The sequence below is a fragment of the Bacterioplanoides pacificum genome, assembly GCF_042648445.1.
Lineage (GTDB): Bacteria > Pseudomonadota > Gammaproteobacteria > Pseudomonadales > Oceanobacteraceae > Bacterioplanoides > Bacterioplanoides pacificum.
On sequence record NZ_JBHRYB010000015.1, the window covers coordinates 40706 to 64979 of the forward strand.

At 51.7% G+C, this 24274-nt stretch carries 21 protein-coding genes and 1 tRNA gene; 18 read left to right on the forward strand and 4 right to left on the reverse strand.

Features of this window, described 5'->3' with window-relative positions:
* Positions 1 to 186: 186 nt before the first annotated feature.
* Entirely contained in the window at positions 187 to 1317 is a 1131-nt protein-coding gene (gene dnaJ, locus ACFOMG_RS15110) for a molecular chaperone DnaJ (protein WP_376867834.1), read from the forward strand.
* Between the two features lie 179 nt (positions 1318 to 1496).
* Entirely contained in the window at positions 1497 to 2300 is an 804-nt protein-coding gene (gene dapB, locus ACFOMG_RS15115; RefSeq protein ID WP_376867836.1) for a 4-hydroxy-tetrahydrodipicolinate reductase, read from the forward strand.
* A gap of 76 nt (positions 2301 to 2376) precedes the next feature.
* On the opposite strand, the gene ACFOMG_RS15120 is transcribed toward dapB, so the two are convergent.
* Entirely contained in the window at positions 2377 to 2985 is a 609-nt protein-coding gene (locus tag ACFOMG_RS15120) for a TetR/AcrR family transcriptional regulator (RefSeq protein WP_376867838.1), read from the reverse strand.
* A 579-nt stretch (positions 2986 to 3564) separates the two neighbouring features.
* Here ACFOMG_RS15120 and carA point away from each other — a divergent pair.
* The 3 genes from carA to greA are packed head-to-tail and all read left to right on the forward strand — an operon-like array spanning position 3565 to position 8457.
* Complete coding sequence (gene carA, locus ACFOMG_RS15125; RefSeq protein WP_376867840.1) at positions 3565 to 4707, forward strand: glutamine-hydrolyzing carbamoyl-phosphate synthase small subunit; 1143 nt, start codon at positions 3565 to 3567, stop codon at positions 4705 to 4707.
* A gap of 12 nt (positions 4708 to 4719) precedes the next feature.
* Positions 4720 to 7941 (forward strand): carbamoyl-phosphate synthase large subunit, encoded by a 3222-nt coding sequence (carB, locus tag ACFOMG_RS15130; protein ID WP_376867842.1) that lies wholly within the window; start codon positions 4720 to 4722, stop codon positions 7939 to 7941.
* Positions 7942 to 7980: 39 nt separating this feature from the next.
* A complete protein-coding gene (greA, locus tag ACFOMG_RS15135) occupies positions 7981 to 8457 on the forward strand; it encodes a transcription elongation factor GreA (protein WP_376867844.1) in 477 nt (158 codons plus the stop codon).
* A gap of 73 nt (positions 8458 to 8530) precedes the next feature.
* Here the strand turns inward: greA and fabA are convergent, their stop codons facing one another.
* Together fabA and ACFOMG_RS15145 are read right to left on the reverse strand one after the other, a co-directional pair.
* Positions 8531 to 9046 (reverse strand): 3-hydroxyacyl-[acyl-carrier-protein] dehydratase FabA, encoded by a 516-nt coding sequence (gene fabA, locus ACFOMG_RS15140; protein WP_376867845.1) that lies wholly within the window; start codon positions 9044 to 9046, stop codon positions 8531 to 8533.
* Between the two features lie 157 nt (positions 9047 to 9203).
* Complete coding sequence (locus tag ACFOMG_RS15145) at positions 9204 to 10322, reverse strand: beta-ketoacyl-ACP synthase III (RefSeq protein WP_376867847.1); 1119 nt, start codon at positions 10320 to 10322, stop codon at positions 9204 to 9206.
* A 158-nt stretch (positions 10323 to 10480) separates the two neighbouring features.
* Here ACFOMG_RS15145 and ACFOMG_RS15150 point away from each other — a divergent pair, with 158 nt between their 5' ends.
* Entirely contained in the window at positions 10481 to 10861 is a 381-nt protein-coding gene (locus ACFOMG_RS15150) for a hypothetical protein (protein ID WP_376867848.1), read from the forward strand.
* Positions 10862 to 10890: 29 nt separating this feature from the next.
* Here ACFOMG_RS15150 and yhbY read toward each other — a convergent pair whose 3' ends face one another.
* Complete coding sequence (gene yhbY / locus ACFOMG_RS15155; protein WP_376867849.1) at positions 10891 to 11199, reverse strand: ribosome assembly RNA-binding protein YhbY; 309 nt, start codon at positions 11197 to 11199, stop codon at positions 10891 to 10893.
* A 90-nt stretch (positions 11200 to 11289) separates the two neighbouring features.
* Between yhbY and rlmE the strand changes: the two genes are divergently transcribed.
* From rlmE to truB, 12 genes are all read left to right on the forward strand, one after another.
* The gene (gene rlmE / locus ACFOMG_RS15160; RefSeq protein WP_376867850.1) at positions 11290 to 11910 is read left to right on the forward strand and encodes a 23S rRNA (uridine(2552)-2'-O)-methyltransferase RlmE; all 621 of its coding nucleotides are present in this window, start codon (positions 11290 to 11292) and stop codon (positions 11908 to 11910) included.
* Between the two features lie 120 nt (positions 11911 to 12030).
* Positions 12031 to 13956 carry an ATP-dependent zinc metalloprotease FtsH gene (ftsH, locus tag ACFOMG_RS15165; RefSeq protein ID WP_449237033.1) on the forward strand — a complete coding sequence of 642 codons (1926 nt, stop codon included), beginning with the start codon at positions 12031 to 12033 and terminating at the stop codon, positions 13954 to 13956.
* 182 nt (positions 13957 to 14138) lie between these two features.
* Complete coding sequence (folP, locus tag ACFOMG_RS15170; RefSeq protein ID WP_376868079.1) at positions 14139 to 14930, forward strand: dihydropteroate synthase; 792 nt, start codon at positions 14139 to 14141, stop codon at positions 14928 to 14930.
* Between the two features lie 63 nt (positions 14931 to 14993).
* Positions 14994 to 16328, forward strand: coding sequence for a phosphoglucosamine mutase (glmM, locus tag ACFOMG_RS15175; protein WP_376867853.1), 1335 nt, complete (start codon positions 14994 to 14996; stop codon positions 16326 to 16328).
* Between the two features lie 87 nt (positions 16329 to 16415).
* On the forward strand, positions 16416 to 17162 hold the full coding sequence (gene tpiA / locus ACFOMG_RS15180) for a triose-phosphate isomerase (protein ID WP_376867854.1): 747 nt from the start codon (positions 16416 to 16418) through the stop codon (positions 17160 to 17162).
* A gap of 2 nt (positions 17163 to 17164) precedes the next feature.
* A complete protein-coding gene (secG, locus tag ACFOMG_RS15185; RefSeq protein WP_376867856.1) occupies positions 17165 to 17572 on the forward strand; it encodes a preprotein translocase subunit SecG in 408 nt (135 codons plus the stop codon).
* A 17-nt stretch (positions 17573 to 17589) separates the two neighbouring features.
* Positions 17590 to 17675, forward strand: a tRNA-Leu gene (locus ACFOMG_RS15190).
* 258 nt (positions 17676 to 17933) lie between these two features.
* Positions 17934 to 18443 carry a ribosome maturation factor RimP gene (rimP, locus tag ACFOMG_RS15195; RefSeq protein WP_376867857.1) on the forward strand — a complete coding sequence of 170 codons (510 nt, stop codon included), beginning with the start codon at positions 17934 to 17936 and terminating at the stop codon, positions 18441 to 18443.
* A gap of 22 nt (positions 18444 to 18465) precedes the next feature.
* Positions 18466 to 19962, forward strand: coding sequence for a transcription termination factor NusA (nusA, locus tag ACFOMG_RS15200; protein ID WP_376867858.1), 1497 nt, complete (start codon positions 18466 to 18468; stop codon positions 19960 to 19962).
* A 25-nt stretch (positions 19963 to 19987) separates the two neighbouring features.
* The gene (infB, locus tag ACFOMG_RS15205; RefSeq protein ID WP_376867860.1) at positions 19988 to 22738 is read left to right on the forward strand and encodes a translation initiation factor IF-2; all 2751 of its coding nucleotides are present in this window, start codon (positions 19988 to 19990) and stop codon (positions 22736 to 22738) included.
* Positions 22739 to 22828: 90 nt separating this feature from the next.
* Entirely contained in the window at positions 22829 to 23230 is a 402-nt protein-coding gene (gene rbfA, locus ACFOMG_RS15210; protein WP_376867861.1) for a 30S ribosome-binding factor RbfA, read from the forward strand.
* Between the two features lie 5 nt (positions 23231 to 23235).
* Positions 23236 to 24201, forward strand: coding sequence for a tRNA pseudouridine(55) synthase TruB (gene truB, locus ACFOMG_RS15215; protein WP_376867862.1), 966 nt, complete (start codon positions 23236 to 23238; stop codon positions 24199 to 24201).
* The last annotated feature ends 73 nt before the right edge of the window (positions 24202 to 24274 follow it).

The window sequence follows — 24274 nt, forward strand, 5'->3', positions numbered from 1 at the left end:
AATTACGAACCTTTGAAGCGGTAAAGGTAATTTCCAGGCCGCCGCGTAGAAGGGCCTTCCCTGGCCCTGCTACGCTACCGCGACATCCTGTCGCTGCTATTTGGAAACAACACTTCACCACTTCTGATTGAATCAAACGCGGCTAGAAAACTACCCGCGTTTTTTGCCATAAAAACGAGCAAAATCATGTCGAAACGAGATTATTACGAAGTACTTGGTGTATCCAAAGGCGTCGATAAAAAAGAGCTGAAGCGCGCGTATCGCAAAATTGCGATGAAATTCCACCCGGACCGTAATCCGGATGACCCGGAAGCGGATGCAAAATTTAAAGAAGCCACCGAAGCGTACGAAGTTCTTGGTGATGACGAAAAACGTGCCGCTTATGATCAGTACGGCCACGCCGGTGTAGACGGTCAGGCCGGCGGTGGTTTTGGTGGTGGCAGTGGCAACTTTAGTGACATCTTTGGCGATGTGTTCGGCGATATCTTTGGTGGGGGTGGCCGCGGCGGTCGTGGTGGCCCACAGCGCGGTTCTGATTTGCGTTACACGCTGGAGCTGTCACTCGAAGAAGCGGTTCGTGGAGTGGAGAAAAAAATCCGCGTGCCTACGTTAACGACCTGTGATGTGTGTGATGGTTCGGGTGCGAAAGAAGGCTCTCAGCCAAAAACCTGTTCGACCTGTCATGGCCAGGGTCAGGTACGTATGCAGCAGGGATTCTTCTCGGTACAGCAAACCTGTCCGACCTGTCGTGGTCAGGGCACCATTATCGAAGATCCTTGTAACAGCTGTCATGGCCGTGGTGTTAAGGAAGAAACCAAAACCCTGTCAGTGAAAATCCCGGCGGGGGTTGATACCGGTGATCGCATTCGTCTGTCTGGCGAAGGTGAAGCGGGTGCCATGGGTGGTCCGGCCGGCGACCTGTATGTTCAGGTGAGTGTGCGTGAGCACGAGTTATTCCACCGTGATGGCCGTAATCTGTACTGTGATGTGCCGATCAGTATTGTTGATGCGGCGCTGGGTGGTGAACTGGAAGTGCCGACTCTGGATGGTCGCGTTAAGCTGAAGATTCCGGCTGAAACACAAAGCGGTAAATTATTCCGCCTGCGCGGCAAAGGTGTTGTACCGGTGCGCGGTGGCTCTGCTGGTGATTTATTATGCCGTGTTCAGGTGGAAACCCCGGTTAACCTGACCAAAGAGCAGAAAGAATTGTTACAACAGTTTCAGGCGTCCCTGAACGGTGAGAAGGGTGGTGATAAGCACTCGCCGCAAAAGAAAAGCTGGTTTGAAGGCGTGAAACGTTTCTTCGAAGAAATGTAACTTCCGTTCGCACCAAAGCTGTAGCGATATTTTCAGCCGCCGCGCCGAAGGGCCATCCCTGGCCCTACCGCGCTATCACGACATCCTGTCGTTGCTTTTGAAAACATCGCTACAGCTCGGCTCTCTCTTTCCCTGTATACTTCCTTAAAATATTAATCTCCTTAAATTCAGGAAACACCATGACTCGTATTGCAATTACCGGAGCGGCTGGCCGTATGGGCCGGGTACTGATTGAAGCGGTTGCCGCTGACGAAAACGCACAACTGGGTGCCACTGTTGTATTGGCCGATGATCCGATGGCGGGTATCGACGCCGGCGCACTGGCGGGCTTGGGTAAAGAGATGGGCGTCAAAACAGCAACGAGCCTGGCATCGGTGATCGATGACTTTGATGTGTTGATTGATTTTACCGCACCCGAAGCCACCATGGAGAATGTTGAGCTGTGCCGCAGCCATGGCAAAAACATTGTGATTGGTACCACTGGCCTGAATGAGGCACAAAAAGTTCGCTTACAGCAGGCGTCTGCAGATATGGGTATTGTGTTTGCCCCGAACTATTCGGTGGGTGTGAATCTGTGTCTGAACCTGTTGCGTATGGCATCCAAAGTAATGGGTGACGACAGCGACATCGAAGTGATCGAAATGCACCATAAGCACAAAGTGGACGCTCCATCGGGTACCGCTTTGCGTATGGGTGAAGTGGTGGCAGAAACCATGGGCTGGGATTTAAATGAAGTGGCCTGTTATGGCCGTGAAGGCCAGACCGGTGCCCGGCCACACAAACAGATTGGTTTTGAAACCATTCGCGGTGGTGATGTGGTTGGCGATCACACCGTGATGTTTGCCGCTGAGGGTGAGCGGGTGGAAATTACTCATAAGGCACAAAGTCGTATGACCTTCGCCAAAGGCGCGGTACGCAGTGCTAAGTGGGTATGTGAGCAAACTCATGGTCTGTACGATATGTCGGACGTGCTGGGCTTCTGATACGCTCCCCGGAGCAATAAAAAAGCCGGGCGTTGTGATGTGCAACGCCCGGCTTTTTTATTGGCTGAATAAACTTTTATTCTTTAACACCCAGAATATGGTCGAAGCCACGCTCGACCATTTTTTCCATGCCGCGTGGTTTGCCGTTTGGATCGAATACCATAGACACCAGCATCTGCGCATTACCTAATGCCCAGCGTGCCCGTTCTTTCGGCGCCAGGCCGGGTTCAAGCAGGCCTTTTTTAACGCCTTTATCAACCTGTTTGGCAATCATTTCTAATAAACGATTCTGGAATTCCAGGTAGGATGGCCAGGTTTCGTCACGCACAGAAGCGCTCCATTCCAGCCAGACTTTGATGTAAGACGGATTCTCTTCACAGGCATTCAGGAATCCTTTGATATGAGTGCGGATCGCCTGAATCGGGTTGTCTTCCGTGGCATACACCTCTTCAGCCAGGGAAATGAGGTAATTTTCCACATCGCCCAGCACAGCTTCGACCAGTGCTTCACGGGTTTTAAAATAGTTAAAAACGGTAGCGACTGAAACGCCACCCATCTCGGCAATTTCCGTATGCCCACCGCGGCCGATCCCCCGACGTGCAAACACTTCGACGGCATAGGTTAACAGTAAACGTCTGCGTTCTTCCGGTTGCAAACGACGACGACCATCAACGGCTACTGGCATAATTAAACCTCATTTATTTTTTGGTTTTTTAATTGTTACTGACTGCATTGCCCCGGGTAATGCAGCCGCGGTTATGATTAACCGATTTGCTTTGTTGAGTGTTATCACTGTAACTCAGCATCACAGTGTTACTTCTCTCAATACTTATTTAATAAAAAACATTACAGAGTAGTTAGTGAAGCTTTTTCGGGTTTCAAATTGTATGTTACAAAATGTAACTGTATGTTAAAGCATTGTGTTGCACTTGTTTAGCCTGTTTTTAGACAGAGTGGGTTAAGTGCTTGTTATGGCGTTTTTTATAATATTTTGACTGACTGTTCAGTCAGAAGCGGGAGTTGGCTGGCGGATTCGGGTTGTTGTCCACAGGGAATGGACATAAGCCTCTGTTTTCAGTATCATTTAGTGTTAGTTTAAGCATGTAACACAAACGACTATTGCCGTAGCAGCCATGCAGTTCAGAATTCAGTAAAAAAGCGGGATGAAGCCATCAGGGTTCCATCCCGCTTTTTTGCGACTTGAGCCGCCACTTTTGTGTTATCTGCGCCGCCAGATTGTTCTTACTTCTCGGGGATTTAAGCCTTGTCTACGCCAGCCATTCTAGCTCTTGAGGACGGCAGCATCTTCAAAGGTACCGCTATTGGTGCCGAAGGTCTGTCAGTTGGGGAGGTGGTATTCAACACCTCTATGACCGGTTATCAGGAGATCCTGACCGATCCATCTTATGCCAACCAGATTGTTACCCTGACTTATCCACACATCGGTAACTACGGTGTTAACCGCGAAGACGAAGAGTCACGCGGTATTTTCGCCAGGGGATTGGTGATTCGTGATCTGCCACTGATCGCTTCCAACTTCCGTAGCGAAAAAGCTCTGGATGAATATCTGAAAGAACACAACATTCTCGGTATTGCGGATATCGACACCCGTCGCCTGACGCGCATCTTGCGTGAAAAAGGTTCTCTGGATGGCTGCATCATTGCCGGTCCGGATGCGGGTTCTGAGGAAAACATCGCTAAAGCGATTGAAGCTGCAAAAGGTTTCCCTGGCCTGAAAGGCATGGACCTGGCGAAAGAAGTCACGACTACTGAGAGCTACAGCTGGACTCAGCAAGACTGGACGCTGGGTAAAGGCTTCGGCGAACTGAAAGATGGCAAGTACAAAGTGGTTGCTTACGACTTCGGTGTGAAGCGCAACATTCTGCGCCTGTTAGCCGAGCGTGGTTGCGAGCTGACCGTTGTTCCGGCTCAGACGCCTGCGTCTGAAGTGCTGGCGATGAATCCTGATGGTATCTTCCTGTCCAATGGCCCGGGTGACCCAGAACCGTGTACTTACGCCATCGAAGCGATTAAAGAAATTTTAGAAACCGACATTCCGGTGTTCGGTATCTGCTTGGGTCACCAGTTGCTGGCTCTGGCATCGGGCGCCCAAACCGTGAAAATGCCGCACGGCCACCACGGTGGTAACCACCCGGTTCAGGATCTGGATTCTGGTGTGGTCATGATTACGTCTCAGAACCACGGTTTCGCAGTAGAGGAAGCAACGCTGCCAGCCAACCTGAAAGCGACTCACAAGTCGCTGTTCGATGGCACGCTGCAAGGTATTGCCCGCACTGATAAGCCTGCGTTCAGCTTCCAGGGTCACCCGGAAGCAAGTCCTGGTCCGCGCGATGTTGCGCCTCTGTTCGACCACTTTATTGAACTGATTGAAAAAGCCAAAGGTTAACGGGACTGAGTCATGCCAAAACGTACCGACATAAAAAGCATTTTAATCATTGGTGCTGGCCCGATCGTCATCGGCCAGGCCTGTGAATTCGACTATTCCGGCGCACAGGCGTGTAAAGCCCTGCGTGAGGAAGGCTACAAAGTTATTCTGGTGAACTCTAACCCAGCCACCATTATGACGGATCCATCCATGGCGGATGCGACCTACATTGAGCCAATCACGGTTGAGTCTGTCACCAAGATCATTGAAAAAGAGCGTCCGGATGCACTGCTGCCTACCATGGGTGGTCAGACCGCACTGAACTGTGCATTGGGCCTTGAATCTGCTGGCGTACTGGAAAAGTACGGCGTTGAAATGATTGGCGCTAACGCCGATGTGATTGACAAAGCCGAAGACCGTAACCGTTTCGACCAGGCAATGAAGAAAATCGGCCTGGAATGTCCGAAAGCGGGTATCGCTCATAGCATGGAAGAAGCGCGCGAAGTTCAGAAGGACTTAGGCTTCCCGTGTATTATTCGTCCTTCTTTCACCATGGGTGGTACCGGTGGTGGTATCGCCTATAACAAAGAAGAGTTCGAAGAAATCTGTACGCGTGGTCTGGACCTGTCGCCAACCAGCGAGCTGCTGATCGACGAATCCCTGATTGGTTGGAAAGAATACGAAATGGAAGTTGTTCGTGATAAGAACGACAACTGCATCATCATCTGTTCGATCGAAAACTTCGATGCCATGGGTGTTCACACCGGTGATTCCATCACGGTAGCACCGGCTCAGACTCTGACCGATAAAGAATACCAAATCATGCGTGATGCCTCTCTGGCAGTACTGCGTGAAATCGGTGTAGAAACCGGTGGTTCTAACGTTCAGTTCGGTCTGGATCCAAAAACCGGCCGTATGGTTGTGATCGAGATGAACCCTCGTGTATCTCGTTCATCCGCTCTGGCTTCTAAAGCAACTGGTTTCCCGATTGCTAAAGTCGCGGCTAAGTTGGCCATCGGTTATACCCTGGACGAATTACAAAACGACATCACCGGTGGTGCGACTCCGGCTTCTTTCGAGCCGTCCATCGACTACGTTGTGACTAAGATCCCTCGTTTCACTTTCGAAAAATTCCCGCATGCCGATGGTCGTCTGACCACGCAAATGAAATCTGTGGGTGAGGTGATGGCGATTGGTCGTACCCAGCAAGAGTCTATGCAAAAAGCACTGCGTGGCCTGGAAGTGGGTGCGACTGGTTTTGATCCTAAGGTGGATCTGTCGGTTGAAGGTGCAAAAGACAAGATTATTTCTGAACTGACTACGCCGGGTGCTGATCGTATCTGGTATGTGGGTGATGCCTTCCGTGCAGGTCTGTCGGTTGATGAAATTTATAAGCACTCAGGTATCGATCCTTGGTTCCTGGTGCAAATCGAAGACATTATTAAAGATGAAGCAGAAGTAGCTGCCAGCAGCCTCAATGCTCTGGATGCAGACCGCATCTATCGTCTGAAGCGCAAAGGTTTCTCCGATGCACGTCTGGCAGAACTGCTGGGTGTATCTGAAAAAGCCTTCCGTAAGCAGCGCCAGAAGCTGAATATCCGCCCTGTTTATAAGCGCGTTGATACTTGTGCCGCTGAATTCGCTACCGACACGGCGTACATGTATTCCACCTACGAAGAAGAGTGTGAAGCCAACCCAACCGATCGTGAAAAAATCATCGTATTGGGTGGCGGTCCTAACCGTATTGGTCAGGGCATTGAGTTCGACTACTGCTGTGTGCACGCTGCACTGGCGGCGAAAGAAGAAGGCTTCGAAGCCATCATGGTTAACTGTAACCCTGAAACGGTTTCGACTGACTACGATACCTCGGACCGTCTGTTCTTCGAGCCTCTCACACTTGAGGATGTCTTAGAGATCTGTGACAAAGAGAAGCCAAAAGGCGTGATCGTTCAGTACGGTGGTCAAACGCCACTGAAATTGGCGAACGAATTAGAAGCCGCAGGTGTGCCGATTATTGGTACTTCTCCGGAAGCCATCGACCGCGCCGAAGACCGTGAGCGCTTCCAGCAAATGATTCAGCGTCTGGGTCTGAAGCAACCGGTTAATGCGACGGTAACCTCTGCTGAAGAAGCGGTAGTTAAAGCCAACGAAATCGGTTACCCGCTGGTGGTACGCCCTTCCTACGTACTGGGTGGTCGGGCGATGGAAATCGTCAACAACGAAGAATCTCTGCGTCGCTACATGCGTGAAGCGGTACAGGTGTCTAACGATTCTCCGGTACTGCTGGACTACTTCCTGAACCGTGCAGTTGAAGTGGATATCGATGCCGTCTGTGACGGCGAACAGGTTGTGATCGGCGCTATCATGCAGCACATCGAGCAAGCGGGTATTCACTCCGGTGACTCGGCCTGTTCTCTGCCTCCGTACAGCTTGCCTGAAGATGTTCAGAACGAGATGCGTGAGCAGGTTAAGAAAATGGCGCTGGAACTGGGCGTTGTTGGCTTAATGAATACTCAGCTGGCATGGCAGGACGGTGAAATCTACGTGATCGAGGTGAACCCTCGTGCATCCCGTACGGTGCCATTCGTATCTAAGTGTATCGGTACCTCTCTGGCAGCGATTGCAGCGAAAGTCATGGCAGGTAAAACACTGGCTGAACTGGGCTTTACCGAAGAAATCATTCCAGAGCATTTCTCGGTGAAAGAAGCGGTATTCCCGTTCAACAAGTTCCAGGGCGTTGACCCTATCTTAGGGCCGGAAATGAAATCCACCGGTGAGGTCATGGGCGCCGGTGCTACCTTCGGTGAAGCGTTCTACAAAGCTCAGCTGGGTGCCGGTGAGAAATTGCCAACCGAAGGCAAAGTATTCATCTCTGTACGCGATGCCGATAAAGACGGTGTGGTTGCCGTGGCGAAAGGTTTCGCTGACCTTGGTTTCAGCATTGTTGCAACCGGTGGTACGCACGCCAAGCTGGCAGAAGCGGGACTGGATGTTGAACGTATTAATAAAGTAAACGAAGCACGTCCAAACGTGGTGGATGCGATCAAGAACGACGAAATCGCTCTGATTGTCAATACGACCGAAGGCACCCAGGCAATTGTGGACTCGGCAGATATTCGCCGCAGCGCACTGCAGCATAAAGTGTATTACACCACTACGCTGGCAGGTGCTGAAGCCGTGGTAGAAGGTCTGCGTTCAGAAGGCCTGAAGCAGGTGCGTCGTTTACAGGAAATTCATGCGGCGATCGGTGCTTAAGCACCGCTTCGCTGGCTGAGAACAGTAAGGGATAGAATTATGCAAAAATACCCTATGACAGTCGAAGGTGAAGCGGCGTTGCAGGCTGAGCTGACTGAATTAAAAACCGTTGCTCGCCCAGCGGTAATTAAAGATATTGCTGAAGCGCGTGAGCATGGTGACCTGAAAGAAAACGCCGAGTATCACGCTGCACGTGAACAGCAGGGGTTTATCGAAGGCCGTATCCAGGATATCGAAGGAAAGTTATCCAATTCTCAGGTCATTGATATTAAGTCGATCCCTCATTCTGGCAAGGTGTTGTTCGGCACTACCGTCAGCCTGATTAATCTGGATACCGATGAGCAGGTGCAGTACCGGATCGTTGGTGATGACGAAGCGGATATTAAACAGAATAAGATTTCTGTTTCTTCTCCGATTGCACGTGCATTAATTGGTAAAGAAGAAGGTGATGTTGCCGTTGTTCAGGTGCCGGCAGGCGCTGTGGAATACGAGATCGATGAGGTAAAACATCTCTGATTCAGGTTATTAGTTGTCGATAAAAAGCCCGCATACCTCTTCGGTAATGCGGGCTTTTTATGTTCTGTGGATATCAGAAATCTTCAGTGGAGGTGAATAAACCAACCCGCAGATCTTTGGCCTGATAAATCTCCCGGCCGTCGACTTCCATGCGGGCATCAGCGATTCCCATGACCAGTTTCTGTTCCATCACCCGTTTGATATCGATGCGGTAGGTGACTTTTTTGGCGCTGGGTAATACCTGGCCACGGAATTTTACTTCGCCACACCCTAATGCCCGGCCACGGCCCGGGTTACCGCGCCAGCCCAGGAAAAAGCCAACCAGTTGCCACATGGCATCCAGACCCAGGCAGCCGGGCATGACCGGATCGCCTTCAAAATGGCAGTCGAAAAACCACAGCGACGGATCGATATCCAGTTCAGCGATAATTTCGCCTTTACCATTAGCACCGCCCTCTGAACTGATATGGACGATACGATCCATCATCAGCATATTTGGCAATGGCAGGCGGGCGTTACCTTCGCCGAACATTTCACCATGTCCGCAGGCCAGCAGTTGGTCACGCTCAAAAGAGCTGGGTTGAGACATCAGTTTTTCCTCATAATCATTCTGTCACTGAGGCAACACTGACACAGACGGCGCCGTTAAGCTAATGAAGGTTTTTTTACCTAATGGCACAAATCGAATTGACGATTGGATAGAAAATGGTTACCCGGATGGATATCCGGATAACCAAGATTGTGGGTCAGACTTTTTCAACCAGTAACGAGCCGATGGAATAACCGGCACCAAATGAGCAGATCAGGCCGCGGTCACCACTGACGAAGTCGTCTTTGTATTTATGAAATGCAATAACAGAACCGGATGACGCAGTGTTGGCGAACTCATCCAGTACCACCGGTGCTTCCAGCTCAGTTGGCATACGGCCGAGCAGCTTTTTGACGGCGAAGTTGTTCATGTTTATATTGGCCTGGTGCAGCCACATGCGCTTCATTTCCTCGGCGGCAATACTGTTTTCCTGCAATTGCTCGCCAATGAAATTGGTTACCAGTGGGAGTAATTCCTTGAATACCTTACGGCCGCGTTGCTTAAAGGCGTAGCGGTTAGCCGGCAGACTATCAAAACAATAGTCGGCATAAGAGGAGTCGCTGCGAATGTTGTCGGAGAACTCGGTTTGTTGTTTGGTATCGAGGATACGGAACGCATTTTCAGGTTTGGCGTTTTCCTCCGGTTCCAGGATCGCCGCGGTGGCGACGTCGCCAAAAATAAAGTGGCTGTCGCGATCTTTAAAGTCCAGTCCGGGGGTGGTGAATTCCGGATTAACAAACAATACACATTTTGCGGTGCCGGCTTTCAGGGCGGTGAAGGCGTTGATGATGCCGAAGGTGGCGGAGGAACAGGCGATGCCCATATCGTAAGCAAAACCTTTGATGCCTAAATCACGCTGAATTTCGACTGACATACCCGGATAGTCGCGCTGCCGGAAGGTGCTGGAAACAATCACCATGTCGATATCTTCGGCGGTTTTGCCGGCCTGAGCCATGGCGTCTTTGGCCGCGGCGACCCCCATTTGCACAATTTCAGGGGTTCTGCCTTCTTCGCTCATCGGGAATACCGGATGCATGATATCCGGATTAACGATGCCGTCTTTATACATGGCATAGCGGGATTTGATACCGGATGCTTTTTCGATAAATTCTGAGCTGGAGTGGGATAAGGCTTCCACTTCGCCTGCTTCAATGGCGGCGGCGTTGTCGGCGTTAAACTTGTCGACATACTGATTAAACGCAGCCACCAGTTCATCGTTGCTGATGGTGTGTGGGGGGGTAAAAAGTCCGGTACCGGAAATAACAATATTCGACATGCCTGATGAAACCTTTGTTATAACTATCTGAAATGGCTGCGCCATGGGTTATATCCAACTGGCGAAGCAGAAAGATTTGCCCCATTATCCCTGTTACTGCTCGCCCTTCCAACTGCTGAATTAGTCGTAGAAGGCCAAAATTGCCATCCGGAGGAACAATGCTGCGCCAATACCTGATGTTATTCCGTACTTTGTGGCTTGGAAGTTTGTGGTCGGGCGTCTATGTGGTACGCCCGGTGCTGGAGAAAAACGGCTATTTCCCGTTCCACGGTATGGACGTATTACATGTGCTGGTCGGCGTTGGTTTTGTCTGTGGAGTAATGATGTTGCTGACTACCTGGGTTCGGCATCTGTTCGACTGGCGTCAGCTGCCGCAACAGCTGTTGCTGGTGATGACGCTGGCATCGCTGATGTATTTTGCCTTATTGCCCTGGTGGAAACTGCAGATGATGTTGCTGCATGCGTTATCTGTGCTGGGGCTGATCTGGCTGCTGATATCGCCGCGGTCAGTGGTGTTGCGTGATAACGCCTCTCACTGACTCTTGCGGCGGCACAGGGCTGCGGACGTTTATTGTGGCCGTTGCAGGTTAGACAGCTTAGGGTTGGCTTTTGGATTCTGGCGCAACAGCAGGGCGACTTTACCAATCTGCTGAACCAGCTCTGCACCGGTCAGCTGTACCAGTTCTGTAATAACTGCCTGTTTTACCTCGCGATCAGCCACGGCGATTTTGATTTTAATCAGCTCGTGATCGTCCAGTGCGCGGTTCAGCTCTTCCATGACGCCCTCTGTCAGGCCGTTACCGGCGATGGTAACAATCGGATTGAGGTTGTGACCGATCGAGCGGTACGCTTTTTTCTGTTCGTTTGTTAATGCCATAAAGCTTCTGTTTCAGTGTTAGAATTGCGCTCTTAAAGAATGAAGAGCGTGATTAACGCATAGTATACCTGACCTTGGAGTAAAACCCGCATGGCGCGTTCAAAAACCAGTGCTGGCTGGCTGAAAGAACATGTTGATGATCAATACGTACAGATGGCGCAGCAGGATGGCTATCGTACCCGGGCCAGTTATAAGTTGCTGGAGCTGGATGAAAAGGACAAGTTATTACAACCGGGCGCAACGGTGCTGGATCTGGGATCTGCGCCGGGCGGCTGGTCACAGGTGGTGGCGCAGCAGCTGGATGGCAATGGCGTGGTGATCGCTTCAGATATTCTGCCAATGGACAATATTGCCGATGTGACTTTTATTCAGGGGGACTTTACCGAAGAATCCGTGTTTGACGAAATCATGGCAGCGATTGATGGTCGTCCGGTAGACCTTGTAATTTCAGATATGGCCCCCAATATGTCTGGTATGTCGTCTATCGATCAGCCCGGGGCCATGTACCTGGTAGAGCTGGCGCTGGATATGGCACGCCAGACCCTGAAACCCGGGGGCAATTTTGTTGCCAAAGTGTTCCAGGGAGAAGGCTTTGATGAATACCTGGCCGATGTGCGTCAGTCCTTCTCTAAGGTGCTGATTCGTAAGCCTAAAGCTTCCCGGGCACGATCCCGTGAGGTGTACATCGTCGGCAAAGGTTTTCGTGCTTAGCGATTGCTTGCTAAGCTAGGGACTGAGGATCACAGGTTCGCCATTCGTGCTGTAGCAATCATGGGATATTCGCTGCATCGTTGGATGGTTGTTTGGGTTAAGAGCAGAGGTATGCCACGCATGGCAAAGAATTTCATTTTATGGGCAGTGATTGCCGCCGTACTGATGATGGTGTTCAACAATTTCCAGAACGTCAGTCGCGGTAAAGAATACTCCTACTCGGAGTTCATCACGGCCGTGGAAAGCGGACAGGTGGAAAAAGTCACCATCTCCGGACAAAGCATTCGTGGTATTGGCTCAGACGGTCAGGCATTTGAAACAGTCCTGCCGGTCTATGATGACAAGCTGATGGATACCCTGCTGAACAATCGGGTTCAGGTTGTGGGTGAAAAGCCTGAGAAGCAGGGTTTCTTTACCCAGTTATTACTGGCGTCACTGCCGATCCTGATCATCATTGCGGTATTTATGTTGTTTATGCGCCAGATGCAAGGCGGTGCGGGCGGCAAGGGCGGCCCGATGGCGTTTGGCAAAAGCAAGGCCAAGCTGCTGAGCGAAGATCAGATTAAAACCACATTTGAAGACGTTGCCGGGTGCGACGAAGCCAAAGAAGACGTTAAAGAACTGGTTGAGTTTCTGCAGGATCCGGGTAAATACCAGCGTCTGGGCGGCAAAATTCCGCGCGGTGTGTTGATGGTGGGGCAGCCGGGTACCGGTAAAACCCTGCTGGCAAAAGCCATTGCCGGTGAAGCGCGGGTGCCGTTCTTTTCGATTTCCGGTTCTGACTTCGTTGAAATGTTTGTCGGTGTTGGTGCTTCCCGTGTGCGTGATATGTTCGAGCAGGCCAAGAAGCAGGCCCCTTGTATTATCTTTATCGACGAAATCGATGCCGTTGGCCGTTCCCGTGGTGTTGGTATCGGTGGTGGTAACGATGAACGCGAACAAACTCTTAACCAGTTACTGGTTGAAATGGACGGCTTTGAAGTCAACGATGGCATCATCGTCATCGCAGCAACTAACCGCCCGGATGTACTGGATCCGGCGCTGTTACGCCCGGGTCGTTTCGACCGTCAGGTAACGGTTGGTTTACCGGATATTCGTGGTCGTGAGCAGATTCTGAAAGTGCACATGAAAAAAGTACCACTGGCAGATGACGTGAACGCCTCGTTGATTGCCCGTGGTACCCCGGGTTTCTCTGGTGCTGACCTGGCGAACCTGGTGAACGAAGCCTCGCTGTTTGCTGCCCGTGCTAACCGTAACCTGGTCACTATGGAAGAGTTCGAGAAGGCCAAGGATAAAATCCTGATGGGCGCTGAACGTAAGACCATGGTGATGTCGGAAGCGGAAAAAACCAATACCGCCTATCACGAAGCGGGTCATGCGATTGTCGGCCGTCTGGTGCCGGAACATGATCCCGTTTATAAGGTGTCGATTATCCCGCGTGGACGTGCACTGGGTGTGACTATGTTCCTGCCAGAAGAGGATCGCCATTCGATCAGTAAGCGTGGTATCGAAAGTAATATCTGCTCGCTGTACGGCGGCCGTATTGCCGAAGAGATGACGCTGGGCAAAGATGGTGTGACTACGGGTGCTTCTAACGATATCGAGCGCGCCACGAAATATGCACGCAACTACGTGACCAAGTGGGGGCTGTCGGACAAACTGGGTGCTCAGCTGTACAGCGAAGAAGAGCAGCAAAGTTATCTGGGGTCTTCCGGTGGTGGGCAGTTGTCTCACCTGTCGGATGAAACCGCGCGTATTATTGATGCGGAAGTGAAGGAGCTGCTGGATCGTTGCTACAACCGTGCGGCAGCTTTGCTGGAAGATAACCGTGACAAGCTGGAATTGATGAAGGATGCTCTGATGGAGTATGAAACCATCGATTCTGACCAGATTGACGACATTATGGCGGGTAAAAAACCTCGCCCACCCAAATCCTGGGATGATAATGGCTCAGGGCCGGCGGCACCGGTGGCTGAGAGTCATGATCTGGCGAAAGATGATAGCGATGACTCCATTGGTGATGCTGCCGGAGAGCAGAATTCTTAATGGCTTTGCTTGATTAATAAAAAGGCGGCTTGGCCGCCTTTTTTGTTTCTTCTTTAGATCTTGTTGTCTGCGCTATGGACTAATTTTCGTAGCAGCTTGTGATTCCGCTTCATGACCAGTAAGTGAAAAACGTGATTTTGCAATGTGGCCAGCGTACGCTGGATTTATCCCGGGCCCGGGTGATGGGTATTTTAAATGTAACGCCGGACTCATTTTCCGATGGTGGGCGATTTAATACGCTGGATACGGCCGTGCGTCAGGCTGAACAGATGTTGGCCGATGGTGCAGCCATCATTGATGTCGGGGGCGAATCCACGCGCCCGGGCGCACAACCGGTATCTGAAGCACAGGAGCTGGAACGGGTAATCCCGGTGGTTGAAGCCATTGCCCGTCGGCTGGATGTCCTGATTTCTGTGGATACCAGTACCGCTGCGGTTATTCGTGAATCGGCGGCGGCGGGCGCACATCTGATCAATGATGTGCGGGCGTTACAGCGCGAAGGGGCATTAGCCGCCGCGGCACACAGTGGTTTGCCGGTGTGCCTGATGCATATGCAGGGGGATCCGCAGACCATGCAGCAGAATCCGGATTATCTGGATGTGGTGCTGGAAGTGATCGACTTCCTCGAACGTCGTGTTGCCTTATGTGAAAATGCCGGCATCAGCCGTGACCGTATTTTGCTTGATCCCGGATTTGGTTTTGGTAAATCCTTTGCGCATAATTTCGAATTGCTGAACCGGCTGGAGTTATTACAACGGCTGGATTTACCGTTATTGATTGGCCTGTCGCGCAAACGAATGATCGGACAGGCAAGCGGTTGTGATGAGCCTGCTGAGCGGGTCGCTGGCAGTCTTGCCGGGGCGGTAGTCAGTGCCATGAAAGGGGCGCGGATTCTGCGAGTACATGATGTGCGACAAACGGTTCAGGCGCTGGCGGTGGTGAATGCCACCCTCAGCCAGGGGATGACAATTTAACAGGCCGCAACGTCGGCGAGCATTTTTGATTAGTGCCCATTGTGGGGCGGACAAGGACAGACGATGTCGAGAAAATATTTTGGTACCGATGGTATTCGTGGTGAAGTAGGCCAGTTTCCGATTACTCCGGACTTCGTGATGAAGCTGGGCTGGGCCGCCGGTAAAGTGTTTGCCAGCGAAGGTAAAAGCACCATTCTGATTGGTAAAGATACCCGTATTTCCGGTTATATGTTCGAGTCTGCACTGGAAGCGGGGCTGTCGGCCGCGGGTGTTGACAGTGGTTTGTTAGGCCCGATGCCAACGCCAGGAATTGCTTATCTGACCCGTACTTTCCGAGCTGATGCCGGCATTGTAATCAGTGCTTCTCATAATCCGTACCATGATAACGGCATTAAATTTTTCTCCTCAGCGGGTACCAAGCTGGATGACGACATCGAGCGGGCGATTGAAGATTATCTGGATCAGCCGATGACGACGGTTTCCTCTGACCAGCTGGGTAAAGCGTTTCGCATCAATGATGCGGCCGGGCGTTATATTGAATTCTGCAAAAGTACCGTACGCCGCCTGCATCTGAAAGGTCAGCGTATTGTGCTGGATTGCGCTCATGGCGCTACGTATCAGATTGCACCGGCAGTGTTCCGTGAGTTGGGTGCTGAGGTCATTGTGATTGGCGCTCAGCCGGACGGGCTGAATATTAATAAGGACGTTGGTTCAACCTCCGCAAAAGCATTGCAGCAGAAGGTGGTGGAAACCCGTGCCGACCTCGGAATCGCCTTTGATGGTGATGGCGACCGGGTTGTTATGGTGGATGGTAATGGTGCCATCGTCGACGGGGATGAGCTGTTATATATCATGGCTGTTCATGCGCAGAGTCGCGGTCGCCTGGGCGGTGGAGTGGTCGGCACGCTGATGTCGAATCTTGGGCTGGAGCTGGCACTCAAAGAAAAAGGCATTGGCTTTGCGCGTGCGAAAGTCGGTGACCGTTATGTGATGCAGCAGTTAAAAGAACATCAATGGCGCTTTGGTGGTGAATCTTCCGGCCATTTGTTATGTCTGGATTCCACCACGACCGGTGACGGCATTGTATCTGCGTTACAGGTGATGATGGCACTGCAGGATTTTGGCCAGTCTTTGCAGGATCTGAAGCAGGGTATGAGTAAGTGCCCGCAAACCATGATTAATGTGCGTCGTAATAAAGATATCGATGTTAATGCGGATAAAACCGTACAGGCGGCGGTGGCCGATGTTGAGCAGACACTGGCTGGTCGTGGCCGTGTATTGTTGCGGCCATCGGGTACTGAGCCGGTGGTACGGGTGATGGTGGAAGGTGAAAACGCGGCACAGGTCAGGGAGTTAACCCGGCAGCTGGCGGACGTTGTTGAAGGCGTATTAGCCTGATCCGGGCGGGCAACAGAGCATCTTTGTCTCTTGTGTCTGTCATGCTTCTTAGATAGTATCTGCGCTCTTTGAATTTTGGGAAAACTCATGCGTCGACTGTTAGTTGCCGGAAACTGGAAGATGAACGCTTCCAGCAGCATGGCTGAAGCCTTGTTATCCGATATCCTGACCGCTGATATCCAGAGCTGTGATGTGGCTGTATTTCCGCCATTTCCGTATCTGGCTGCGGCAGGTGTACGCCTGAGTAATGCTGCTGTTCAGTTAGGGGCGCAAAATTGTGCCACGGCAGACAGTGGCGCTTATACCGGTGAAGTATCGGTTGCCATGTTGCAGGATGTGGGTTGCCAGCTGGTACTGGTTGGTCACTCTGAGCGTCGTGCCCTGTTCCATGAGACGGACGCGGTGGTGTTGGCGAAAACCGAAAAAATCCTGGCCCAGGATATGACGGCGGTGGTCTGTGTTGGTGAAACACTGGAACAACGTCAGTCGGGTAATGCTGAGCTGATTGTTAAACAGCAGTTATCCGCTTTGTTGCATCAGCTGAAAGAGGCTCAGTGGTCACAGGTTGTGATCGCTTATGAACCGGTCTGGGCAATTGGTACTGGTGAAACCGCAACACCGGAGCAGGCGCAGCAGATGCATGCCTTTATCCGTTCGCTGCTGGCGGGTGTCAGTCAGAAAGTGGCTGATGAAACCCGGGTTTTGTATGGCGGCAGTGTGAAAGCTGCTAATGCGGCCGAGTTATTTGCTCAGCCGGATATTGATGGTGGTCTGGTTGGCGGAGCTTCGCTGACGGCTGAAGAATTTTTGGGAATCTGTCGTTCAATAGGTTGAATATGGAACAAATTATTTTAATCGCTCACATTCTGTTTGCGCTGGGTATTATCGGTTTTGTCATGCTGCAGCAGGGCAAAGGTGCGGATGCCGGTGCTTCGTTTGGTAGCGGCGCTTCTCAGACGGTGTTTGGCAGTCAGGGTTCCGGTAATTTCCTGAGCCGTTCCACTGCAATTCTTGCCACTTTATTTTTTGTAACCAGCCTGGGTTTGGCGGTTGTGGCTAAACAAAAAGCAGTTGGTGCTGCTGAAGTGGGTATTCCTAGTCAGGAAGTGATTGAAAAGCTTGAGCAAGACACCCCAATTGTGGAAGAATACGCGCCAGTTTCTGATGTACCTGATCTTGGCGATGCGCCGGAGCTGGATGCGTCAGTTTCTGATGAGCCTGTATTAGACAAGGCTGATCAGTAAGTTCGTCAGAATGTAGTGCGGATGTGGTGGAATTGGTAGACACGCCATCTTGAGGGGGTGGTGAGCATAGCTCGTGCGAGTTCAAGTCTCGCCATCCGCACCAAATTTCTGAAATCGGGCAGTATTAGTTAAAAAGCGAACAGAGTTCGCTTTTTCTGTTTAAAGCACCTATAATGCGCCTGCTTTTTACAGAACACTTGCTTAAAAGCCCCTCGAGTCAGGGGCTTTTTCGTACTCGCGACACAGTCGCTGAGTTGTATGCAGGTGTTTCTCCTGGATCCATCCTCACAGGGTTGATCGGGTCTGCCAGTGTGACGGCAGTAACGGACATGGCAAGGCAGACCCCAAGCGTCTGTTTTGAATGGTGACTGGGCATTTGTGCCCAGTTTTTGTTTGTATTGAGGGTAATTGTTTGGCCAAAGATACTCAGTTAACTGAAATGTTGGCTCCGGTTGTGGAGTCAATGGGCTTTATATTCTGGGGCCTTGAGTACAGCGCACAGGGGCGCCATACCCTGCTACGAATTTTTATTGACCATGAAAACGGCATTAACATTGACCAGTGTGCCGAAGTCAGTCGCCAGCTCAGCAGTGTGCTGGATGTCGAAGATCCGATTTCTCAGGATTACACCCTGGAAGTTTCCTCTCCGGGAATGGATCGTCCACTGTTTACCCTCGAACAGTTTCAGCGTTATGCCAATCACATTGTTGATTTGCGCCTGCGTATGCCGTTTGACGGCCGCAGAAAATTTAAGGGCCAACTGATTGGTGTTGAGCAGGAGGATGTCGTGTTGTTTGTAGACGGTCACGAATATCTGCTGCCGATTGAGCTGATTGAGAAGGCGAATGTTGTTCCACAATTCAAGGACTAAGGTTGCAGAGCGAGGCTAGAAGATGAGCAAAGAAATTCTCCTGGTCGCGGAAGCGGTATCCAACGAAAAAGGCGTTTCAAAAGAAATTATTTTTGAAGCAATCGAGTCGGCGCTGGCAGCGGCAGCTAAAAAGCGTTACGAAGACGAAGAAGCCACCATTCGCGTAGATATCGACCGCAAGACCGGCGATTATGAAACTTTCCGCAGTTGGTTAGTAGTAAGCAATGATGTCGTGCCTGGCCTGGGTGATGAACTCACTCTGGAAGAAGCGCACGAGATCGATGAAAATCTGCAACCGGGCGATACCTACGAAACTCAGGTTGAAAACCCGGATTTTGGACGTATTGCTGCCCAGGCTGCGAAGCAGATTATCGTACAGAAAGTACGTGAAGCTGAGCGTGCCCAGATTGTAGAACTGTATCAGGACCGTGTCGGTGAACTGATCAGTGGCACCGTGAAAAAAGTTACCCGTGACAACGTCATTGTTGATCTGGGCAGTAATGCCGAGGGTATGTTGCCGAAAGATCACCTGATCGGTCGTGAGATCCTGCGTATGGGTGACCGCGTACGGGCCATTCTTTTTGATATCCGTCCGGAAAACCGCGGTCCTCAGCTGATGCTGAGTCGTACTATTTCCGAAATGATGGTCGAACTGTTCCGCATTGAAGTGCCGGAAATTGCCGAAGAAGTCATCGAAATTAAAGGGGCTGCCCGTGATCCGGGTTCACGCGCCAAAATTGCGGTGAAAACTAACGACAAGCGTATCGATCCGGTTGGTGCCTGTGTCGGCATGCGTGGCGCCCGTGTTCAGGCTGTCACGAATGAACTGGGTGGTAACGAGCGTATTGATATCGTGTTGTGGGATGACAATCCGGCACAACTGGTGATCAATGCGATGGCTCCGGCGGAAGTGGCTTCCATCATCATGGATGAGGAAACCCATTCGATGGATGTTGCTGTGATTGAAGACAATCTGGCACAGGCCATTGGCCGTGGCGGTCAGAATGTCCGTCTGGCTTCTGAACTGACCGGCTGGGAAATCAACGTGATGACCGAGCAGGAAGCCGCCGACAAGCAGGACGAGGAAGCGTCTGCTTATATCAACACCTTTATGAATTCTCTGGATATTGATGAAGACTTCGCTCTGCTGCTGGTAGAGGAAGGGTTCACTTCTCTGGAAGAGATCGCTTACGTGCCCATGGAAGAGATGCTGGCGATCGAAGGTCTGGATGAGGAAGTCGTTAATGAGCTGCGTAACCGCGCCAAAGACGTCCTGTTAACCCAGGCCATTGCGTCAGAAGAACAACTGGAAGCGGCGCAGCCGGCAGAAGATCTGTTGGCAATGGACGGCATGGACAAGCACCTGGCATTGGTGCTGGCCAGCAAGGGCATTAGTACGATGGAGGATCTCGCCGAGCAATCCATCGATGACCTGCTGGATATCGAAGACATGACCGAAGAGAAAGCGGCCGACCTGATTATGACGGCCCGTAAGCCCTGGTTTGAGGGCAACGAGTAATTAACGCTCGGCACAGGAGAAACGTATGGCAGATGTAACCGTTAAAGAACTCGCCGACGTGGTAAATACCAGCGTTGATAGACTGCTGTCTCAGATGAAAGAAGCCGGACTGCCACAGTCCGCCTCTGAAGACGCAGTTTCCGATGAGCAGAAACAAACATTACTGGCTTTTCTGAAGACCAGTCATGGTGAATCGGGCGAAGCGCCAAAGAAAATCACGCTGAAGCGCAAGGCAACCACCACGCTGAGTGCGGGTGGTAAAAAACAAGTGAACGTTGAAGTCCGTAAAAAGCGGACTTACGTGAAACGTGAAGAAACACCGCAAAAAGCGGCTGAAGAAGCAGCAGTTGAAGCGCCTGAAGAAGTGACTTCAGACGAGCAGCAACTGGCCGCTCAGCAGGCAAACGAACAGGCAGCAGCTGAAAAAGCCGCGTCTGAAAAAGCAGCAGCCGAAAAAGCTGCCGCAGATAAGGCCGCCGCCGAAAAAGCCGCGGCAGAGGCCAAAGCCGCCAAAGTGGAAGCGCGAGCGAAAAAAGAAGCGCCTAAGGCTCCACAAATGCCAAAAGCAACGGCAAGCGCGAAACCAACCGCGCGTGTTGTGGCGAAAAAAGTGGAAGAGAAAAAGCCAACGGCGACTCTGAAACCAAAAGCTGAAGCCAAACCAAAAGCGACCGCTAAGCCAAAAGTGAAGGTTACGCAGACGGAAGATCGTCGTGCCAAGCCAAGCAAGCCGGTAGCTAAAGTTCGTCAGAAACCAAACGAAGATGAAGCGGCTCAGAAGCGTGCAGAAGCGGAAGCGGCTCAGGCGCGTCAGGATGATTCCGGTCGTAAGCGCGGTAAAAACGAGCGTCGTAGCGACGATGATCGTGACCGTCGTTTTGTTGATGGTTCTGAACAGAATCGTAATGGCAACCGCAAAGGCCGCACCAAAGGCAAGCTGAAAGGCGCTGCGCGTCGTCAGCAAAACCAGGCGGCGAATGCGAATAATGAGCACGGTTTCAGCAAACCAACCGCACCTGTGGTTAAAGAAGTTGAATTACCGGAAGCGATCACTGTTGGTGATCTGGCTCAGAAAATGGCGGTTAAAGCCGGTGAAGTGATCAAAGAGCTGATGAAAATGGGCGTTATGGCGACCATTAACCAGACTCTGGATCAGGACACAGCCACTCTGGTGGTGGAAGAGATGGGTCACAAAGTGGCTAAGCTGATCTCTGATAATGAGCTGGAAGAAGCCGTCACTGAATCGGTTTCTTACGATGGCGAAGAAACCACCCGGGCACCGGTTGTTACCGTTATGGGTCACGTTGACCATGGTAAAACCTCATTGCTCGACTACATCCGTAAGTCACGTGTGGTATCCGGTGAAGCCGGTGGTATTACCCAGCATATCGGTGCTTACCACGTTGATACCGACCATGGCATGGTGTCCTTCCTGGATACGCCGGGACACGCAGCGTTTACTTCGATGCGTGCCCGTGGTGCTCAGTCAACTGACGTTGTGATTCTGGTGGTGGCCGCCGATGACGGTGTGATGCCACAAACCGAAGAAGCGGTACAGCACGCAAAAGCAGCGGGTGTTCCGATTGTGGTTGCCATCAACAAGATGGATAAAGAGTCGGCTGACCCGGATCGGGTTAAAAACGAACTGGCTGCGCGTGATGTTATCCCGGAAGACTGGGGTGGTGATGTTCCGTTTGTGCCGGTATCTGCACACACTGGTGAAGGCATTGACACTCTGCTGGAAGCCGTATTGCTGCAATCTGAACTGCTGGAGCTGAAAGCGCACTTTACCGGTCCGGGTCAGGGTGTGGTGGTTGAATCACGCCTCGACAAAGGCCGTGGTCCGGTTGCGACTCTGCTGGTTCAGAACGGTATTCTGAAAAAAGGCGATATCGTTCTGGCGGGTACCTATTATGGCCGTGCCCGTGCGCTGCTGGATGAAAACGGTAAACCGACTGAAGAAGCCGGCCCGTCAATTCCGGTCGAGATTCTGGGTCTGGGTGGTACACCGGATGCCGGCGACGTGTTTATGGTCGTGGAAAGCGAGAAGAAAGCGCGTGAAGTGGCAGAACACCGTGAAGCCAAGCTGAAAGAACAAATTCAGCAACGTCAGCAGAAAGCCAAACTGGATGCTCTGTTTGCCGGTATGTCTGAAGGTGAGCAGGCGAATCTGAACATCGTTCTGAAAACCGACGTACGTGGCTCGCTGGAAGCGATTGCGGCTTCGCTTGAGAAGCTGGCAACCGACGAAGTGAAGGTCAACATCGTATCTTCTGGTGTCGGTGGTATCACTGAGACCGACACAACCTTGGCGGTTGCTTCGGGTGCGGTGGTGTTTGGCTTTAACGTTCGTGCCGATAACGCAGCGAAAAAAGTGGTCGAAGCCAACGAAGTCGATCTGCGTTATTACAGCGTGATCTACGATCTGCTGGACGATGTTAAGCAAGCCATGGGTGGCCTGCTGGCACCGGAACTGCGCGAAGAAATCGTGGGTATTGCCGAAGTCCGTGACGTGTTCAATTCACCGAAGTTTGGCCAGATCGCTGGTTGTATGGTGATTGACGGTACGATCTACCGCAATAAGAAGATCCGCGTTCTGCGTGAAAACGTTGTGATTTACGAAGGTGAACTGGAGTCTCTGCGTCGTTTCAAAGACGACGTACAAGACGTTCGCCAGGGTATGGAATGTGGTATCGGTGTTAAGAACTATCAGGATGTTCGCCCAGGCGATCAGATTGAGGTGTTCGATGTGCGCGAAGTTGCACGTACACTGTAAGCTGGCTTTTATGCCCCTGGGTAGTTAATACCCGATCAAAGCCCGGTCTGTTTCAGACTGGGCTTTGCTGCTTCTGAAAGAGAATAAAACATGCCAAAAGATTACAGCCGTACTTCGCGACTGGGTGAACAAATCCAGCGTGAACTGGCACAAATGATCCAGTTTGAAATGAAAGACCCTCGCCTGGGGATGGTGACGTTAAATCAGGTTAAAGTCGCTAAAGACCTGGGCTATGCCGATATTTATTTCACCGTGATGGGCGCCAAAGGGGAAACGGATGAACAGATCCGTGAACAGACCGAAAGCATTTTAAATGATGCGGCCGGTTACCTGCGCTCCCAGCTTGCCCGTATTCTGACCACCCGGGTAACGCCGCAGTTACGTTTCCACTATGACGAAACACTGGAACGTGGTCATCATCTGACCGGGCTGATTAAAAAAGCGCGGCAGCAGGATGACGCACACACCGATGATGATTCTGCGGAGTCGTAAGCCAGGTGGGACGTAGCAAAAAGAAAGGCCGTGCGGTCAGCGGCATTCTGGTGGTGGATAAACCACTGGGATTAAGTTCCAATCAGGTGTTACAGCGCGTTAAAGGTTTTTACCAGGCACAGAAAGCCGGTCATACCGGTGCGCTGGACCCGCAGGCCAGCGGTGTGTTGCCGATTTGTCTGGGCGAAGCAACCAAGTTCTCTCAACTGTTGCTGGAGTCCGACAAAGGTTATGACACCACTGCAACACTGGGCGAAGTGCGCTCCACCGGCGATGCCGAAGGGGAAGTCATCAAAACGGCAGAGGTAGGCGAATTTTCTGCCGGGCAGCTGGAAGCGGTATTGCAGCAGTTTCGTGGTGATGTGGTACAGGTGCCACCGATGTTTTCGGCGTTAAAGCTCGACGGCAAGCCGCTTTATGAGCTGGCCCGTAAGGGGATGAGCGCGGAACAGGCTCAGGCGATTGCGGAGAAGAAGCGCCGTACTATCCAGATTCACCAGTTGACCTTAACGGATCAGCGGCCACGCGAGCTGGACTTGTCTGTGCGTTGCTCTAAAGGCACTTATATCCGCACGCTGGTCGAAGACATTGGCGATCAGCTGGGTTGTGGCGCTTATGTGTCGCGCTTACGGCGCAGCCATTCCGGTCCCTACCATGCTGCGCAGATGGTAACGCTGGAGCAGCTGGAAGCATTGGCGGAGCAGCAGGATCTGGCCGCTCTCGATCAGTTATTGTTACCGATTGAGACGGCATTGCCGGACAGCTGGCCAGTGGTGGAGTTAAGTCATCAGCAAGCGGATAAAATACTGCACGGACAGGCAGTGAGCACTGGCTTAAAGCCGGCGCCTTCAGTACAATTATGGGCCGTTGAATCTGGGCAGCGACAACTGATCGGCATTGGCCGGATCGAACGCGGTGGCATACGTCCGCAGCGTTTGTTACAGGTTGAACTGTTGCCTGTTAACGGATAGCCGCAAAGCGGCGCGCATACCACTGTTAATGTGCACGGTGGTGATGTTTTTTTACGCACATTCTCTGGAGTAT